Here is a 16,359-nt window from a genome sequence, read left to right as displayed (position 1 = left end):
TCGAGGTCTCCACGGGATGACGCCAGCACTCCACGTGGGCTGGCGACACGTCCTGTTCGCGAGCTGACTCGCCGACCCCGGCCTTATCCACGTACACCTCATGTCGGCACTCTCGGTCGATCCCTGCGCGTCGCCGCGGTCGGCGTCCTCGCCTTCGGCATCGGACTGTTGGGCTGGTGGTGGTGGTACCGCAGTCGTGCGATCGATGGGTGAGGCCGGCGGCGGGTCCGAACGGACCGCAGCCTGCGCATGCTATTAGTACCGGCTGTCCCTGCACTCGGTATGCGCGCAGCAGTCTTTCACGGCCCCGGCGACGTCCGGGTCGAGGAGGTCCCGAAACCGGAACTGACGGCCCCGACGGACGCGCTTGTCCGGGTCACCCACACCGCAATCTGCGGGTCGGACCTGTGGTTCTACCACGGCGACAGCGACCGCGAGGCTGGATCGCGAGTCGGTCACGAGCCGATGGGCATCGTCGAAGCCGTCGGTGACGACGTCCGGCGCGTCGAGCCGGGCGACCGCGTGTTCGCCCCGTTCGTGATCAGTTGCGGCGAGTGCGAGTTCTGCCGGACGGGCCTGCACACCTCCTGTGTGAACGGCGACTCCTGGAACGGCGACAACGGCGGCGCGCAGGGTGAGTACGTCCGTGCCCCACACGCCGACGGCACGCTCGTGCGCGTCCCCGACCGCTACGCCGAGGACGAGGACGCCCTCGAATCGCTCCTCCCGCTCACCGACGTGATGGGAACCGGCCACCACGCCGCGGTCAGCGCCGGCGTCGAACCCGGGAGCACCTGCGTCGTCGTCGGCGACGGCGCGGTCGGCCTCTGTGGCGTCCTCGCGGCCCGTCGACTGGGCGCCCGCCGTATCGTCGCCGTCGGCCACCACGAGGACCGACTGGACCTCGCCGACGAGTTCGGCGCGACCGACACAGTGCTGGGCGGCGGCGAGACCGACGAGGTCGAGGCCGTCCGGGAAGTAACAGGTGGCGGCGCCGATCACGTCCTGGAGTGCGTCGGCGCGGCGTCGTCGATGGAGACCGCCGTCGGCGTCTGCCGGCCCGGCGGGACGGTCGGCTACGTCGGCGTCCCCCACGGCGTCGACGCCGCGGGCCTGGATCTCTTCGACTTCTTCGTCGACAATATCACGCTCCGGGGCGGAGTCGCACCGGTCCGGGCCTACGCCGAGGAGTTGATGGACGACGTACTCGGCGGGACGCTCGACCCCGCGCCGATCTTCACGAAGACCGTCGACCTCGACGGCGTGCCCGAGGGCTACCAGGCGATGTCCGACCGGGAGGCGCTGAAGGTGCTGGTCAAGCCCTGACGGGCTCCCGTCGCTATCGAACCCCTGGGGATAAAGACCGCCGCAGTAGCGTCACCCGTTCCCAGGCGCGTGACCGTCAAACGACGCCTTCTGCGACGCTCACGAGACCGTTTCCGACTTCGACGAGCGCAGTCTCGGACGGGGCGCTCCCAACGAGACAGTCGGCGCTGTAACTGTCGGCACCGTCGACCCGAACTTCGACGCGGTAGACCGCGCGCTGGAGTCGCGTCTGGATGCTCGTGACCGCCTGCGGGGTGAGGGTGTAGGTCTGCTGGAACGCGATTTGGTCGTCGGCGTTGCGAAACTCGACGACGACTTGGTGAGTGGTCTCGCTGTCGTAGTTGCGAAGGACGAGGGTCTCGTCGGAGACGAGCAACCACTCTTCGCCAACCGACGGATCCACCGCGGATCGATCTTGGAGGGGCGAGTCGGGCATCATAGTTGCAAAAAAGCGGTGACGCCACTAAAAACGGGGTTCGGTGTTTCCGGCTCTGAAACTGAGCGTGTATCGTCAAGCGGTCGCGGTGTTCGAACCGAACTGTGGGCGCACGTTTCGAGCGGACCACCCACCTTTCGAGGGCACGAACGACCCCGAAACGGTTCGACCGCTAGTTCGACTCGACGACCAGCGTCACCCGCCGCTCGCCGCGCTCGGTCGTGACGGTCTCACGTTAGCCACGCGTGAGGGGGATATTCATTCGTCCTCATCCCAATTTTACTGGTTCCAGACATCCCTCAGTACAGATTTATACTGGATCAGGACCACTTACTACCAGACAGTTTCAGTCGAAAGTGGCCTGCTGTATATTGGCGTCTCTAGAGCACAACTGGCATACGATATCTGCGTCTGTGAACCGCTCCTGGGGCAAGTGTTTCGAGATCGACGGTCTCTCGTCAGCACGAAATGGATACGCCGTTTCGGACAACCCCGAGGCTTCCCGTGGTAGATTGCAACGATGCCAGCGCACTCGGTTCCGGCATATTCAATCCTGGACCAGTCCGTAGAAGACCACCAGGAGGCCGACGATGCTAATTGCCTGGAAGATCAGTGCCGATTGGGTTGTACCCACGAGTGCGAAGCTATCGATCGCGAGTCGAACCAGAGACGCGACGGGGATCATAAGGACGAGGCCGACCGCCAGCGCCAGCATCGCGGGGCTCTCATTTCGTCTGTAGCCGCGATAACTCTGATAGGCGACAAAGGTCCCGATCAGAAGCGTCGCGACTTCCGTGACCAGCCCGAGCGGGACGAGCAGGCCACTCATCGTCGGTCACCTCGACTCCCGTAGATGACCACCAGGAGGAGGCCCAAGCCGAGGAGGCGAAGGCAATTCGTGAAGACCGTGATCGCCGCCGTCTCCAGATTGGCCGCTGTCGAGAGCCCCATGTTCGCCACGATCGGGATGCCGGTCGTGAAGGCGATGCCGACCGAAAGGCCGAGCAGGGCAACATTCCGATCCTGCCAGTAGCGTCGAACCCCGCGCCAGAGGATGATCGCTGAGACGACCACGGTCACGAACAACCCCAAGAACAACAGGATAGCGAGCACTGTCTCGGGCGTGTTCGTCGACGCGGTTTGCAGTGGGTGTGGGATCATTAGAGGTTCTCGAACAGTTCGGTAAAGTGGTCAGCGACGTCCAATTCCCGGCGCTCGATATTACACTCGAACTCACCACCTTCGAGACCGATGTGCACGTCCGAGAGTGATGCATAGTACTCTTTGGCGTGGTTGCCGTCCGGGTCGACCCGCTGTCGCTCCTCGACGAGGTCTGCCGCACGCAAATCTTCTAGCCGTCGGTAGACTGTCGGCTTGGACATCTCGCAATGACTGCTGAGTTCGTCGGCCGACATGCCCTCGACGTTGGTTGCCCTGAGGATCGACTGCGCGTACTCGTCGGCGAGGAGGTCGACGATGTCCTCGAAGGCATCCTCGTCTGTCATAGGGGGGTGGACGGTTTCAATCGAATTGAGGTGTCACAGCGAACGCACTTGGGTTTGCTGGAACGGCTGCTGGACCGGAGAGCGACCGGCGAACCGGACGACAAGGCAGTCGACCGACCACGGAACTCTTAATGTGTTCGGCTGGACACTACCACCCGTGTCGAATCGAGTCTCCGTGACAAATTTGCGGTCGTTTTTCGCTACACAACGCGACGACCCAAGCCGACTTGCGATACTGGCGATCGTCGTCGGCACCGCACTCGTTCCCTTGCTCGCGCAGTTGTCGCTCACCTCTGCGATTGTCGTCGGCACGAATTCGGGGCCGACGTTGTCGTACGCTGTCGGTGACCAGACGGTCGACGTCGCCGTTTCACTCGTCGCTGGGTCGGTCGTGAGCTTTGCCAGCGCGCTTGTGTACTGGTTGGTCGCGACTGTTGGCGCGTATCTGCTGACCGCGCCGGTCTCGGATGCGGGCGACCTCCGCACCACCCTCTGGATTCTCGGCTGGGGATTCGGCCCGGTGTTGCTCTCGGGTGCTGTCTGGCTCCTCGCCATGCTCGTGAGCATCCAGATGACGCCACCACCCGAGACTGCGGCCGGGAGCGCCGAATTTGTCCGGGAAGTTCAGGAGACGCAACTCGTCCGGGCCACCCAGTATCTTGACGCCGTCGCAATCGTCCTGGCAGGAGGCCTTTGGACCGTCGGTATACAGGTCCTGCGACGGGTGCGATGGTGGCAAGCGGCACTGGCCGCCGTCCCTGGCGTCATCGTCCAGTTCCTCCCCTACCTCTTGTTGTGATACGGTGAGGCAACCGAATTCTTGCAAGAAGGAAGAAAGGACCGTGGCGAGCCAGCATGAATTGCTGACCCGTGACGCGGAACAGGTCTCACGGGACGAGGATGGTGAACTAAAGGATCCAAATGACGAGTAAGACCGAGTTGAACCGGAAGGTGACCGAACAGGCGGCAAATCAGTTTGTCAGTTGTGATCTCAGGTTCGACGACCGCGAGATCGCGGCCCTATTCCTGACCGTACACACTTTGTGTGCAGCACGGCGTTTCTGATAGGTGCTGGACAGACCGCAAACCGGTGTGTTACCTGGTTCATCTGTCCGGTTCGAACGCGGACTACGGGACGGGCGAGTCCCTGCTCGCCGATCTGGCCGAAGCCCTTGACGTGTCGGACTCGGCGGTCTCTGTCCGCGTGCGAATCGGCGTCTCCGCAGTGCTGGAACAGACGATCGACGCCGACGCGATACCGGATTCGGTTGAGTGACGAGATCCAAGCAGTCCGTCACTCGTTCACCGTTTCGATCACCAGGGCCACCCGTCGCCGTCCACGCTCGGTCGTGACGGTCACAAGTCGCCTTTGCGTGAGTGGGTTATAAATTAGTCCTCATACCTTGTTTCCTGATCCCCAAAACCGCTCAGTGCAGATAAGCGACGAATCACGGAATTTTTCGGGAAATCTGACTACACTGAGGAAGCAAACTGGTAGGTGTTATATCCGGCATATAGAAACCCTCCGACACCGAGAATGAGGAGAGCAAGTCCAACAGTAAGTCCCAACCCCTGATATGTCCAGATACCTGCTCCCAATAGAGAGATGGCTAAGAGGAACAACACGACCAATTGTAGTGCCCGAACTAAGTTTTCACCCATATGTGGATGGTTAGTACTTTATAATATGTATCTTTCCTGGATCTCGTTAATCTTCTCAGTCCTTCCTAACGGCTGTTTCAGCCGGAAAGGTTTCGTTACAATTGGATCTCAACAGAGCCTGTAACTTCGAATGCTAGAGTGGCACCTCCAGCGAGAACATTTGAGAGACGATCGCTTGCGACCTCTAGCGTTTGCCGAAATAAGAGTATCGGGTCCGGTGTAATGTGGCTTTCTGGTAGCACTGCTATTGCTTGAGGTCCGCTGCTTCTTACTTGCGACGGACATCTAGTTCGCCATGGCTGCGCTAAGCGATTGTACCAACGTTGATGGGGCAATATTTTGACCCCGTCCCGACGCCTCCCTTTTGATGGGTGTGTCGAGGTTGGGAGACAGCCACCGTGATGGATCTCCGATTCGTAGCAGATTCTAACTCACATTTGAGTTTGGGCCTGCAGTTGAAACACTGTTACTCTGTAGCCTGTTCTATGTCTAATCCCCTATCCCGGTCACATTGAGGTTTTCAGTCGTGGTAACGGTGGGCGCCCCCTTTCGAATAGCATCCCAGTCGGTAATGTCCGTGACTGTTTCATTCTTGAGGTCAACATCCACCGAATACTTCAGATCCTCTGACTGCGGTGCATCTGGCTGGCGGATCCGCACAACCGCGCGATCTTCGACATAATTGGACTCGCGCGTAATCGTGATAGCTCCATAGTCCTCCTTTTTATTTGATACTTCAATGATGGATATCCCATCGCTCGTTTCGTGGCTCGTAGTGCCATCGTAGGAAACTCGATTGAACGCTGAGGCGTTTATCTGCTGAATCGGATCGACCGAGAATTCGTAGGAGTCCATCTCAGAGAGTGCAGAGTTCACGGTTTGGTTCGCGAGTGTGATTTCACGCGCTCGCTCGCGCTCACGCACCGTCAGTGGCTGCTCCTCAATTGTCTGGATCGTGAACTGGCCGGTGTCGGTCTCTTCGATTTTCACTTCCCGAACCTTTGAGAGATTCTTGACGACAGTCTTCGATTCACCACTTGAATTAAATGTTATATTGCCATCGGCGACGACAAATTCACCCGATGGGTCCGATGTAAGGGGCTCAGTCATGCCGAAGGCGGCTCCAATGCCGGCTAATCCAATACTGACTGCGACAAGCCCGACAAGCACGAGCAGGCGTGTGCGAATACCATCATCCATACGGTCTAAGTAGGCTGAAAGACCTCATCAATCCCGGGGTGAAACGCGTTCGAAACACGTTGGAAACGCGTTTCATGTCCGTTTCACGGCCGGATACCGGCATATAGATCGATGGACATAAAGTCCCAGTATCGCATGGTGACCCTATGCGTTTCCGCCCTCCCCAACACATACACTTGTTAGCTGCTGTCATTTTCGTTGTGGCAGCTCTCGTGTTGTCCCTCCAATTAATTACGCCCTCCCCGGTGATGATCTCGCTCAACGAGAATGGGACACAGACGACGAGTGTTGGTGAGTATTTTACGTATCGTGAGGTGACCATTGCCGTGGTCGCGGCTTTCGTGTGTGGGGCTAGCGGCGTGTGGCTCCTCTTCTTTAATAAGGCAACCCAGTTCGACCCACAGGAGCAGTCACCACCGCGAGCGCAGACACAGCCACCTGTTGAAATACATGATGGTGGGGGACCTGCACCACCCAGAATGAATCGGGACCAACAGCCAGATGTAGACCGGTGGGAAGAGACACTCGAGAAACTCTCGAATAATCAAGCGACTATCTACGAACGACTCATCGAGGCAGAGGGGGAGCTGGCACAACGGCAACTCGTCGAGGAGACCGATCTTTCGAAGGCGACTGTCAGCCGGACGCTCGACAAACTTGAACACCGACACCTTGTGGAGCGAGAACGGGATGGAATGGGGAATACGATCTATCTACAGTGACTAGGCGTAGGGCCAGAAACAGCGTTTTCGCCTGTTTCAACGTGTTACAAACGGCTTTCGTAGCCCTTCCCAATCAAGGACTATGAGGTCTTTCAGCGAAGGTCAAAGCGAGGCGAGCCGGGGCAACACGGCTGTGGTCCCCACTGACTGACCGTGGATATCAGCCCTCCCACTCCGGTTCGCTGCCGACAACTCCAACCATGCGAAGAAACGCACTCACGCTCGCGATCGTGGCATTGGTTGCACTCAGCGCAACCGGTGTCGTGGCCGCCAGTATGACCGCGCCGACTGCCGACACCCCGTCGGCAGCTGCATCACCTGCTAACCAAACCATCGATGTCGTGAATCCCGAAGAAGTGAGCGACGAAGAAGTCGATCAGGCAGTCGACATCGCCTGGGCGAACGACGAAGTCCAGAGCTACTTCGACGACGATGCCGCCGTCCACTTCGAGGTCTGGGCCTCGGAACTGAAGGACGGCATCGTCCACGTCGACGTGGCTCCGCAGGATGCCCCCGATGAGACGCGCGTTACGGCCACTGTCGACCTCGACGCCGAGACGGTCACCGACGTCTCCGAACCGGTGAAACTCAACGCTTCGAGCGCCATCTCGATCAACGAGACCGAGTACGGTATCGTGTCGGACGACGGTGATGAGTTCACGTTGAACGACAACAACGATGAAGACAGTACCGAACAGCACGACATCAACGCGACAAAGATCACTGCCGACCAGGTGCACGAAGAACAGTTCAACATGAGTACGGCTGAGTCACAGGACAACGGTGTGTTCACCATCGAACTGGAGTAAGGTGACACTCACATCACCGCGTAAGTGGCGTAGTCGAACAAACAGATTGCAACGCTGCCGATAAACACGGCCGTCACCACTCGGCCGTCACGCTCCATCCCCCTTTTTCCTCTGTGCTGTCGACCAAAGTTGTCGTGTCGGCCCAGGTCAGTTGAGCCTCACCGATTTCTGGATTGATCTTCACTTGATTCGAGATTGATTCACGACACAATTTCTAGGGCCATTACGAGTGCTGCCTGTACGCTTTCGTGACTGCATTGGCGTAGACGTAGATCGATCAGTCGTCCCAATCCGACAGCCCGGCAAAGCAGAAGGAACTGATCTGCAATAAATGACTTTACAGCTGAGGGTAGGTCTTATCCTCCCGTCGTCTCAAACCAGCCCGATACCGGCACAATGTCTTAGGAACCTGGTGCAAAAGTGTACGTAATCGGCGCCCGAGGTTTCAATATCAGCGCAGAACTGGAAGTAGATACTGGAGACAATGACGGAGAAACGTTCGGCAACGGATATTTTTCATCTTCTTGCCGATGAGACACGTATCGATATTCTCCGTGCCGTTGCTGTCGCACAATACGAACGTGAGCAGGCAGGGTCGGGGGCTGCTGAACTGGCCTTCTCAGAGATTTACGATCACGTCGATGTGGAGAATACGTCGAAACTGTCGTACCACCTGGGCGAACTTACTGGGACGTATCTTCGAAAAAGCGACAATGGGTATTCGCTTTCACATGCAGGTGAGCGCATTGTCCGGTTCATCCTGTCGGGAAATTACGAACAACCGGAGTCATTCGGACCTGAACCGGTCGATGGGATGTGCGTCTTTTGTGGAGAAGAAGCGCTCGTAGCAAGTCTCTCCCATCAGTTTTTCCGTATCGACTGTTCGGCGTGTGAGCAGCAGGTAATGGGACAGCCAGTAACGCCTGCACAGGTCAACACACGAGAAGTCGATGCGATACTTGAGAGTGTCAGGCTACGAAGTGCCGAGGATGTCAAGCAGATTCGGCGAGGGATGTGCTCAGAGTGTGGCGCAAATCTGTCTACTGAGGTAGTTGAAGTGCACGGGAGTGCATTGCCAACTGCTGATCCGTTTCTCGTAATGAGTTCCTGTGAGGAGTGTCTACGGGAGTACAACAGCCCACTGACCTACAGCGTCGTCTACCACCCGGCGTCTATCGCGTTCTATTGGGAGCGCGGGATCGATGTGACGTCACGAGGCATCTGGGAGTTCCACGAGTACGTCTACGAGGGTCGCTGGACGTCCGACCGGATCGCGTCTGATCCCGACGAATACGAGGTGGTATTGCGCCACGAGGAGGATGCGGTCAGACTTTACCTCGATTCGACTGCGTCGGTTGTGCGGACGGAGCGCGTGCGCCGCGAGAGTGGTGAGTTCCGCCTATCCTGACAGTATTGTTACGAAAGCGGCGTTGAGCAGATATTGTACAGATCGAATGGCTCTCTGATTAGCGGTTGGAGAAAGTCACTCTCCCGGTATTCTGCTCAAACTCAGTTTTGATGCGACTCTGATAAATTATCAAATCTCCAATACATTTATTGGTGTCGCTGGCTCGATCCATAATCGCGATCAACGGAGGTCCACACTATGCAATCGAACAATTCACACGACTCGACAAGCCAGCAGAATCGAACGCAGACCAAGAACTCCGACCGACAACAGTCGGTACAAAGACGTCCGAAATCAGCTGAAGAGATCGCCGACGCGTACGCAGACGTAGCTGACAAACTTGCACGCTGGCGGGAACTTGACCGGCTATTCGCTGGTCGGTATCGTCGCCATCAGTTCGAAAATGTAGACGGGCAAGTGCTTGACGTCGCCTGTGGCACCGGGCGAAACTTCCGCTATCTCTCGGATTCAAGCGAGGTCGTTGGCATCGACATCAGCGATGAAATGCTCACCCATGCCCGTACTGAGCTCACCAGACTCAATCTGGAGGGCACCGTCCATCAGATGGATGCACAGGCACTCGACTTCCCAGACGATAGCTTCGATACTGTCATTTCGTCGTTTTCCACGTGTACGTTCCCCGACCCAATTGCGGCACTCCACGAGATGGAGCGAGTCTGTACCTCTGACGGCAAGATCCGACTGCTCGAACACCGTCGGAGCGATGCTGCACCGCTCGCCTGGCTCCAGGACTGGCGTGCCGAGGCCCATTATGAGAAGACCGGCTGCCGGTTGAACCACGATCCGCTGACGACCGTTCGGCAGGCCGGCATCTCCGTTGACAACGCCTCCACTGCGTGCTTCGGCCTCGTCACCGCAATCGATGCCATCCCGAGGTCATCAGGTACCGAACGCGCACAGGACCGTCCCGCCCAGCAATGGACCCATTTCACCCACAGTCGTTCCGACGAATGAAACGGCCACAACTCGCCACGATGCGCGATAAGAGCGCTGAATCTACAAGGCGGTCGTTCCTCGCTGGTCTCGGTATCCTCGGCGCTGTCGGCCTCGGCACCGCAAGCGGTCGAGCGAGGGCCAAGATCACCTCACAGCCAGGTGTCGAGTCGTTCACAGACCAGGCCGAACTCAAGGCGTTCGTCGATGGTGTGATGGACGAACGGATCGGGACGGCGACGCCCGGGGCCACTGTCGCTATTGTCAACGGAGAGACTCCCCTATTGATAAAAGGATACGGCTCCGCCAACCTCGGCTCCGAGGTTCCGGTTCGGGCTGACGAGACAGTCTTCCGAGTCGGTTCAGTCGGCAAGCTCGTTACCTACACCGCTGTGATGCAGAGTGTCGAACGAGGCGTGCTAGATCTTGATACCGACGTCAACTCGTATCTGAGTGACTCGGCTGTCACAGTTCCGGCTGCGTACGACGATCCTGTGACACTTCGGCACCTCGGAACCCACACTGCTGGGTTCGAATCTGCGCTCGATCCTGGCGTCGTGGCCGATCCCGATGATCTGGAGTCGCTGGAAACAGTCCTTGCCAACCGACAACCCTCACGCATTCGTCCACCCGGCGAACTCGTCGGCTACTCCAACTACGGTGCGGCACTGGCTGGCCACATCGTTGCCGAAGCCCACGGCTTGACGTTCGAGGAGTACGTTCAGTCGGAACTCTTCGAACCGCTCGGCATGACCCACAGCACGTTTGCTCAGCCCGTTCCGGCAGATCACCCAGGTCACCTCGCGACGCCTCACGTCCGCGATGGAAACTCGCCCGTCGCGGCTGAGGACGCGTATATCAATATGCGCCCCGCTGGCTCGTTGAGCGCGACTGCCACTGATATGGCGTCGTTTATGAGCGCACATCTCGGGGATGGCGCAGTCGGCAACACGCGAATCCTCGAATCAGAGACTGCCGATCGAATGCATAGCCGCCACCACGTTCGCCATCCTGCGGTCACAAACTGGCGGTACGGATTCTACGAGTACGGTGACCCGGACGCCAACCTCATTGCCCACTCGGGAGCAACAGTCAACTTCACGAGCCATCTCCTGCTCGCTCCAGACCACGATGTCGGAATCTTCGTCGCCTACAACAGCAACCCCAAGGAGCTACCGGCAGCTGTCGTCGACGAGATAGTTGCGGCATACGACCTTCAGGCAGCTCCGACCCCACCGACACCGACATTACGGCCGGGCGGTCAGGAGCGCGCCGAAACCGTCGCTGGCGAGTACAGTCTGACGCATCTCCCGGAGAGCGGTCCGCTTCAGATCGTCGACCTGCTCGAACATCTGACCGTCAAACCCATAGACGACGGCCGACTGCGAACATCGACACTCGGCGGAGACACCCGGCAGTGGGTCGAGACCGAACCGTACGTGTATCAGGAAACTGGCGGTCACGACGCCCTCGCTTTCGAGGTCACAGATGGTGATGTAGAGGTGGTGAATATGAGCAGCAAACCTACCGCCGTCTACCAGCCAGTTCCGTTCCACGAACGCCAGCTCGTCACCGGCAGTGTCCTCGGGACGGCACTGTCTGGCTTTGGCCTCTCACTCGCCGGATGGGGTGGACACACCGGCAGGCAGCTCTGGAATCAGCACCGCTCTGAGAACGATCCTGGGGTGGGGGATCTCGAATGACAGACCCAAACGTCCCAGAACAACCAACCGGACAGCCAGAAGAACACAATGATCCAAACGAGTTCGTCAAAGACATCAAACGCCGACTGGCCAGTCTCTCCTGGCTCGCCCGTGCGGCAAGCGTTGGCGTGAGCAGTCTCGCGATCGCGTTCGTCCTGCTCTTTGGATACGTTTTGGAAACCGGCGGCGATCTCACACTCATCACGCGCCCGCTCCCGATGCAACTCGTACTTGCGCTCCCGTCTCTCATTGGGGCCCTCACACTCGGAACAACTGCTGGTGCATTGCTGGCATGGCGGTACCGATATTGGTCACTGGCTGCACGCATCCACCAAACAATACTGGCGCTGTTGGGCCTCTTGTTTAGCTGGCAGCTCACGACACTTGGACTCTTGCCGTAGTAACCCAGTTTCGCCCGTTCCGCTTGCTTGCCGAGCAGAGAGAGCTAGCCCACAACTGAGAAAATCATAGAAGTCTTAGATCACTTCAACCGAGGTCGTTTATTCTGAGGGTAGACAGTCCATCTCCTCACACAACAGCTCTTGAGCGTGAATCGGGGATAGCCAAACTACCTGGTTGAGAACTAATCATCGATATTTCCAAGCCTGTGTATCCGAATTGGGAAGACATGGGGCTCGTCGCTGAGTACGAAATGCACTGTGAGACGCTTCCGCTCATTGATGTTGCAAGAGAAGTATCGGGTGCTACGATTGAGGTAGAACTCCAGTACAATCACGGGGAGCGCGCGGTGTTTCTGGCCTATGTAACTGGCGCGTCGAGACCCAAGCTCTCAAAAGCGCTGGAAGCCTCCGATTTCGTCGGCGAATATACTTTCATCGGTGAAGCTGGTGACACTCTCCACTATCAGATTGTTCCATCAAAGAGTGAAGAAGAACAACTGGGTGATGTTATCGACGATTTCAGTGCGTTTCGCTCGCTCGCGACAACTGAGGTAATAATCGAACGAATACGAGTTCAAGAATCATGCTGGGTGCAAACTGGTTGGTTCGCAAACCGTGAAGCATTTGATGAACTTCGGAAGTTTTGGCAGGAAAATGGCGGCCTCACGTTACGCCGACTCACAAGAGACAGAGAACCTGAACCTCCTGGAGAAGGACTCAGTGATCAACAACGTGAGGCGCTTCGGCTCGCTTACGAGATGGGATATTTTGAAATTCCCAGCAAGGCGTCTTTGGAGGATATCGCAGACGAACTCGGCGTGACATCCTCGGCCGTTTCAGAGCGACTTCGGCGAGCCCAGACCCACATTATCGAGACGTCAGTTGCGCCAATGTGGCCGCCCCTGCCTAACCAATCTAACACCAATTGAGAGCGATTCATCGGAGTTGATGTCTCCCATAAGAACCCAGTTAGAGAATTTGGGAGATTACAGGGGAAGGTACCGATCGGACAACCTCTCTACTCAGCTAGTTAGAGACTTGGGGGTTTGTGGATCGAAGGAACTCCTGAATCTCGGGCAGGACCTGCTCGGGTGCTTCAGACGGGCCGCCGTGCCCGACACCGTCGAACTCAACGATCTGTCCTTCGTTCATCGCATCATCTACAGCACGAATACCGTCCTGGAGATGTGGGGGTCCCTCGGTCCCGGTGAGGAGGCGCGCCGGTGCATCAACGGTAATCGAATCGGGAAGACGATACTGTTCGATAGCGTTGTTGATGCGCACGATGTTTTCGGCCAGTTCAGCGATTTCTGGCCAGGGAGGCCAGTTTCGTAGCCACCCATCCAGGTTTTCGATTTCGCCACCGTGCATGACTTCGCGAACGTAGAACTTCATTGCCTCTCGGCGGTCGCCATCTTCGAGTCGAGTCTGCATTTGATCGGCCAAGGAGGCTTGCTCGCGATAGTCGCCGACGAGAACCGCGGGTTCGTAGACGATGAGGCTCTTGATTGGCGTTCTTCGAGCGGTTTCAAGTGCGAGGAGTCCACCGAAGGAGTGGCCGAAAAGAGAGGGCGTACCTGAGACATCGTTGATGACTGCTTGGATGTCCTCAATGCCTCTTTCGAGGGAATAGTCGTCACTGTCGCCGCTTTTTCCCACTCCCCGTCGGTGCGGGACAATCACTGTGTAGTTGTCGGCAAAGCTAGGGATAAGCGGCATCCAATACTTCGGAGAAGAACCTCCGTGAATGAGAAGAAGGGGCGGCCCTTCGCCGTGTTTTTCATAGCTAATGCGAGTTCCATCATCCGATGTTACTGATTCCATCGCTACACGCCACACTTTCCACCGTGATCAGGAATCAGTGACTTCCATTCATCCAGCGATTTAAATACTAATGGCTTAGTGTAGTTGTTCCCGTTCATGTAGCCCCTATTGATTTTAGCAAATCCTCTACCTGAGTGGATTATGAATCGTGATTGGCTCAGGGTGGTGAAATTGGTGGTGTAATCTTGGCTGTCGCCACCGCTAGGTAGTGGTGTATATTTGATACAGTTGCCTAGACTGGGACTCGATTGACTGTGGTCTGGACGACCCACAGGGGGCATTGCTGAAGCGGTCGAAAGCGTGCTGCTCAGGCTGATCGGCGAAGACTGTACGAAGTCAATCTGGTTGAACTACCTGATCCACGAGGTGTTGTAAGGATAGTTGTAATCCCCATACGGGATCCGGGGTTAGGAATTTACAGAAACTATTAACTCTACAATCTGATATACTCACTGGGTGCCCCCAACTTCTAGATCCCTTCGAAGTCCTCCCGAGAACGACCCTGCCCGGCAATCCAAATTTTCGCCTGTTCACACCCAGCCAGTGAGCACCCCCGCTTCTAGTCGCCTTCCTCTCAGAACTGTTCCTTTCTAGCGGTGAATCGGGCTACTGTTACACTCCGTTTCGCTGTCGACTGCGACGTCGTTGAATCCCATTCGAACGTGTACCAGTATTGCAACTTGGTCTACTCAGCCACTAAACCAAACTCTTCAGAATTAACGTAATTGACTCGACACTGTTGTAACGGTCTGCAATTATCAGGCCTAGTCTGCTGCATAGAGAGGAGATATCTACCGAATGACTCGCTATGCGAAAATCGATGGTGCTGGGCCGTCAGTTCTGGCTCGGCAGGCGTCGAAGCTGGGTCGCTCTCCGGTTTTCGGGGAGGGTAAAGTAGTGATTGTCAGCGACGAACGTCTCCTGTCCGAACTCCGAGAGGAGCATGTCGATGAAGGCGGCCTCTTTCTTTGACGTGTCCTCCCACGTGTAGCAATGGAGGTCGCGACTGAGCGGGTACCCCGTGGCACCGAGGTTTTTCCCGTACTCATAGGTCGTCCCGTCGAGTTCGAGCGCGACCGGCGGGACTGGACCGTCGGGGTCGACGAACGCGAGCGCGAGATAGGCGATGGCGTTGTCGGACTGCTCGACGAGTTGCTTAACTTGCTGGTTCATCCCCTTTCTGTCGTCGGGTTTGATTGGTGCCTCGGGATCGCCGTAGAGGTTCGCGCGGAACGCAGTTGCGGTCCCGGACCCCTCCAGCCGGCCGATTGTCCGAATCTCCTTGTCCGGACCGCCGACTTCACTCCAGTTGGTAATCTCTTTTTTGTAGATTTTCTTCAGTTCGTCGCCGGTAAGTGATGTGACGCCAGAGTCGTAGATTTCGCGTGAGACGACGATGGGCTGGCCGTCCACAGCGACGACGTGATCGACGAGCGAGTCCAGCGTGGACTGACTCGCGTTCGGGAGTTCGGACGCGGCAGGGGCCGAAGCGTTTCCGATGTCGACGCGGCCGTCTTTGATGGCTTTCAGCCCTCGCTCTGAGTGGCTCAATCCCACATTGATGACATACGGGGGCTCCGAGCGGTCGCCGGTCGGTTCGAACCCGTACTGCCCCGCCCAGTAGTCCGCGAGGTTCTGGTCGGTCTCGATGCCGTACTCGTCGTGGGGCCAGTACTCCTCGTCGTCGGCGGGCACGTTCGAGTTCCAGTACGAGGCCGCTTTGTTCGCGATCGGATAGACCGTGGAAGACCCGTCCGCCGTGAGCGGGGGGAGCGACTCGGTGGGTTCTTCGTCCGTCGTCTCCGCCTCGGTGGTCTCGTCGACCTCGGTCTCGGTTGCGGTGGGTGTGTCGGTACCCTCTGGGGCCGTCGCGGTGGCAGTTGGCTCGTCTGTCGCTGTTGTGCTGTTCGGTTCGGGCGTGCCGGGCGCGCCGTCTTGAATACAGCCGGCGATACCGGTCAGGGCGACCGCGAGTCCCGTCGCACGCAGGAACTCGCGCCGGTTTGGAGGGGCATCGGACATCACCGATTGGATTTTCAGCGCTGTCACTTCGTATTGTTGATTTCTCTGCAGGTCGGTCCACCTGTCGCGGTGACGACGGCATCGACCGACGCCGTGGCGGGGCAGGTGCGATTGGTATCACTCCGGGAGGGAGTACCTGTTGAATGGGTTCTGAGTCCTCTTCAGAACGGCTCACAAAGTGATTCTATGTTGATAATGGCGAACATCAGGACGATACCTATTGACGGAATCGCTTGATAATCTGCCTATGACCGAAGACGCCAGAGAACCGGATGAAGAGGGTGAAAATCGAGTGGCTTGATCGTATCCTCAACTTTCTCGCTACGTATCTTCCATGAGCTCTAGAAGGATTTCTCACTGATATGCACAGTAGGCGCTCTGTATTTA

General features: G+C 57.5%; 17 protein-coding genes. 10 read left to right on the top strand and 7 right to left on the bottom strand.

All coding sequences use genetic code 11. From position 1 onward, the window contains the following. Positions 1-282 precede the first annotated feature (282 nt). Positions 283-1,326 (top strand): zinc-dependent alcohol dehydrogenase family protein, encoded by a 1,044-nt coding sequence (locus tag U5918_RS06040; protein WP_336000223.1) that lies wholly within the window; start codon positions 283-285, stop codon positions 1,324-1,326. Positions 1,327-1,402: 76 nt separating this feature from the next. On the opposite strand, the gene U5918_RS06035 is transcribed toward U5918_RS06040, so the two are convergent. The 4 genes from U5918_RS06035 to U5918_RS06020 all read right to left on the bottom strand — a co-directional run bounded on the left by U5918_RS06035 (position 1,403) and on the right by U5918_RS06020 (position 3,267). Next, a complete protein-coding gene (locus U5918_RS06035) occupies positions 1,403-1,765 on the bottom strand; it encodes an Ig-like domain-containing protein (RefSeq protein WP_336000222.1) in 363 nt (120 codons plus the stop codon). 544 nt (positions 1,766-2,309) lie between these two features. After that, positions 2,310-2,591, bottom strand: coding sequence for a DUF7521 family protein (locus U5918_RS06030; protein ID WP_336000221.1), 282 nt, complete (start codon positions 2,589-2,591; stop codon positions 2,310-2,312). Then, complete coding sequence (locus tag U5918_RS06025) at positions 2,588-2,923, bottom strand: hypothetical protein (protein WP_336000220.1); 336 nt, start codon at positions 2,921-2,923, stop codon at positions 2,588-2,590. Before U5918_RS06025 ends, U5918_RS06030 begins: the two co-directional genes overlap by 4 nt. Beyond that, positions 2,923-3,267, bottom strand: coding sequence for an ArsR/SmtB family transcription factor (locus tag U5918_RS06020; protein ID WP_336000219.1), 345 nt, complete (start codon positions 3,265-3,267; stop codon positions 2,923-2,925). The genes U5918_RS06025 and U5918_RS06020 overlap by 1 nt, the downstream gene beginning before the upstream one ends. A 157-nt stretch (positions 3,268-3,424) precedes the next feature. On the opposite strand from U5918_RS06020, the gene U5918_RS06015 reads away from it, so the two are divergent. Both U5918_RS06015 and U5918_RS06010 read left to right on the top strand, forming a co-directional pair. Continuing rightward, positions 3,425-4,066 carry a YIP1 family protein gene (locus tag U5918_RS06015; protein ID WP_336000218.1) on the top strand — a complete coding sequence of 214 codons (642 nt, stop codon included), beginning with the start codon at positions 3,425-3,427 and terminating at the stop codon, positions 4,064-4,066. A gap of 246 nt (positions 4,067-4,312) precedes the next feature. Beyond that, positions 4,313-4,543 carry a hypothetical protein gene (locus tag U5918_RS06010; RefSeq protein ID WP_336000217.1) on the top strand — a complete coding sequence of 77 codons (231 nt, stop codon included), beginning with the start codon at positions 4,313-4,315 and terminating at the stop codon, positions 4,541-4,543. Positions 4,544-5,418: 875 nt separating this feature from the next. Here the strand turns inward: U5918_RS06010 and U5918_RS06005 are convergent. After that, positions 5,419-6,129, bottom strand: coding sequence for a hypothetical protein (locus U5918_RS06005; protein WP_336000216.1), 711 nt, complete (start codon positions 6,127-6,129; stop codon positions 5,419-5,421). Between the two features lie 200 nt (positions 6,130-6,329). Between U5918_RS06005 and U5918_RS06000 the strand changes: the two genes are divergently transcribed. From U5918_RS06000 to U5918_RS05970, 7 genes are all read left to right on the top strand, one after another. Beyond that, positions 6,330-6,851 (top strand): helix-turn-helix transcriptional regulator, encoded by a 522-nt coding sequence (locus tag U5918_RS06000; RefSeq protein WP_336000215.1) that lies wholly within the window; start codon positions 6,330-6,332, stop codon positions 6,849-6,851. Positions 6,852-7,051: 200 nt separating this feature from the next. Beyond that, on the top strand, positions 7,052-7,660 hold the full coding sequence (locus U5918_RS05995) for a hypothetical protein (protein WP_336000214.1): 609 nt from the start codon (positions 7,052-7,054) through the stop codon (positions 7,658-7,660). Positions 7,661-8,144: 484 nt separating this feature from the next. Beyond that, entirely contained in the window at positions 8,145-9,068 is a 924-nt protein-coding gene (locus U5918_RS05990; protein WP_336000213.1) for a helix-turn-helix domain-containing protein, read from the top strand. 198 nt (positions 9,069-9,266) lie between these two features. Further along, the gene (locus U5918_RS05985) at positions 9,267-10,043 is read left to right on the top strand and encodes a class I SAM-dependent methyltransferase (protein WP_336000212.1); all 777 of its coding nucleotides are present in this window, start codon (positions 9,267-9,269) and stop codon (positions 10,041-10,043) included. Next, on the top strand, positions 10,040-11,725 hold the full coding sequence (locus tag U5918_RS05980; RefSeq protein ID WP_336000210.1) for a serine hydrolase domain-containing protein: 1,686 nt from the start codon (positions 10,040-10,042) through the stop codon (positions 11,723-11,725). Before U5918_RS05985 ends, U5918_RS05980 begins: the two co-directional genes overlap by 4 nt. Then, entirely contained in the window at positions 11,722-12,126 is a 405-nt protein-coding gene (locus U5918_RS05975; protein WP_336000209.1) for a hypothetical protein, read from the top strand. Before U5918_RS05980 ends, U5918_RS05975 begins: the two co-directional genes overlap by 4 nt. A gap of 227 nt (positions 12,127-12,353) precedes the next feature. Continuing rightward, positions 12,354-13,055 carry a helix-turn-helix domain-containing protein gene (locus U5918_RS05970; protein WP_336000207.1) on the top strand — a complete coding sequence of 234 codons (702 nt, stop codon included), beginning with the start codon at positions 12,354-12,356 and terminating at the stop codon, positions 13,053-13,055. A gap of 97 nt (positions 13,056-13,152) precedes the next feature. Here the strand turns inward: U5918_RS05970 and U5918_RS05965 are convergent, their stop codons facing one another. Together U5918_RS05965 and U5918_RS05960 are read right to left on the bottom strand one after the other, a co-directional pair. After that, on the bottom strand, positions 13,153-13,950 hold the full coding sequence (locus U5918_RS05965; protein ID WP_336000206.1) for an alpha/beta fold hydrolase: 798 nt from the start codon (positions 13,948-13,950) through the stop codon (positions 13,153-13,155). Positions 13,951-14,784: 834 nt separating this feature from the next. Next, positions 14,785-15,645, bottom strand: coding sequence for a PstS family phosphate ABC transporter substrate-binding protein (locus U5918_RS05960; RefSeq protein WP_418771165.1), 861 nt, complete (start codon positions 15,643-15,645; stop codon positions 14,785-14,787). Between the last annotated feature and the right edge of the window lie 714 nt (positions 15,646-16,359).

This window comes from Halorientalis sp. LT38 (genome assembly GCF_037031225.1).
In the GTDB taxonomy this organism is placed as follows: Archaea; Halobacteriota; Halobacteria; order Halobacteriales; family Haloarculaceae; genus Halorientalis; species Halorientalis halophila.
This window is presented reverse-complemented; position numbering and strand designations above follow the sequence as displayed.

Coding starts and splice junctions, on each gene's coding strand:
- U5918_RS05995 (WP_336000214.1), top strand. CDS start 7,052: ATGCGAAGAAACGCACTCACGCTCGCGATCGTGGCATTGGTTGCACTC.
- U5918_RS06005 (WP_336000216.1), bottom strand. CDS start 6,129: ATGGATGATGGTATTCGCACACGCCTGCTCGTGCTTGTCGGGCTTGTC.
- U5918_RS06035 (WP_336000222.1), bottom strand. CDS start 1,765: ATGATGCCCGACTCGCCCCTCCAAGATCGATCCGCGGTGGATCCGTCG.
- U5918_RS05970 (WP_336000207.1), top strand. CDS start 12,354: ATGGGGCTCGTCGCTGAGTACGAAATGCACTGTGAGACGCTTCCGCTC.
- U5918_RS05975 (WP_336000209.1), top strand. CDS start 11,722: ATGACAGACCCAAACGTCCCAGAACAACCAACCGGACAGCCAGAAGAA.
- U5918_RS05980 (WP_336000210.1), top strand. CDS start 10,040: ATGAAACGGCCACAACTCGCCACGATGCGCGATAAGAGCGCTGAATCT.
- U5918_RS06040 (WP_336000223.1), top strand. CDS start 283: ATGCGCGCAGCAGTCTTTCACGGCCCCGGCGACGTCCGGGTCGAGGAG.
- U5918_RS05990 (WP_336000213.1), top strand. CDS start 8,145: ATGACGGAGAAACGTTCGGCAACGGATATTTTTCATCTTCTTGCCGAT.
- U5918_RS05965 (WP_336000206.1), bottom strand. CDS start 13,950: ATGGAATCAGTAACATCGGATGATGGAACTCGCATTAGCTATGAAAAA.
- U5918_RS06030 (WP_336000221.1), bottom strand. CDS start 2,591: ATGAGTGGCCTGCTCGTCCCGCTCGGGCTGGTCACGGAAGTCGCGACG.
- U5918_RS06025 (WP_336000220.1), bottom strand. CDS start 2,923: ATGATCCCACACCCACTGCAAACCGCGTCGACGAACACGCCCGAGACA.
- U5918_RS05985 (WP_336000212.1), top strand. CDS start 9,267: ATGCAATCGAACAATTCACACGACTCGACAAGCCAGCAGAATCGAACG.
- U5918_RS06020 (WP_336000219.1), bottom strand. CDS start 3,267: ATGACAGACGAGGATGCCTTCGAGGACATCGTCGACCTCCTCGCCGAC.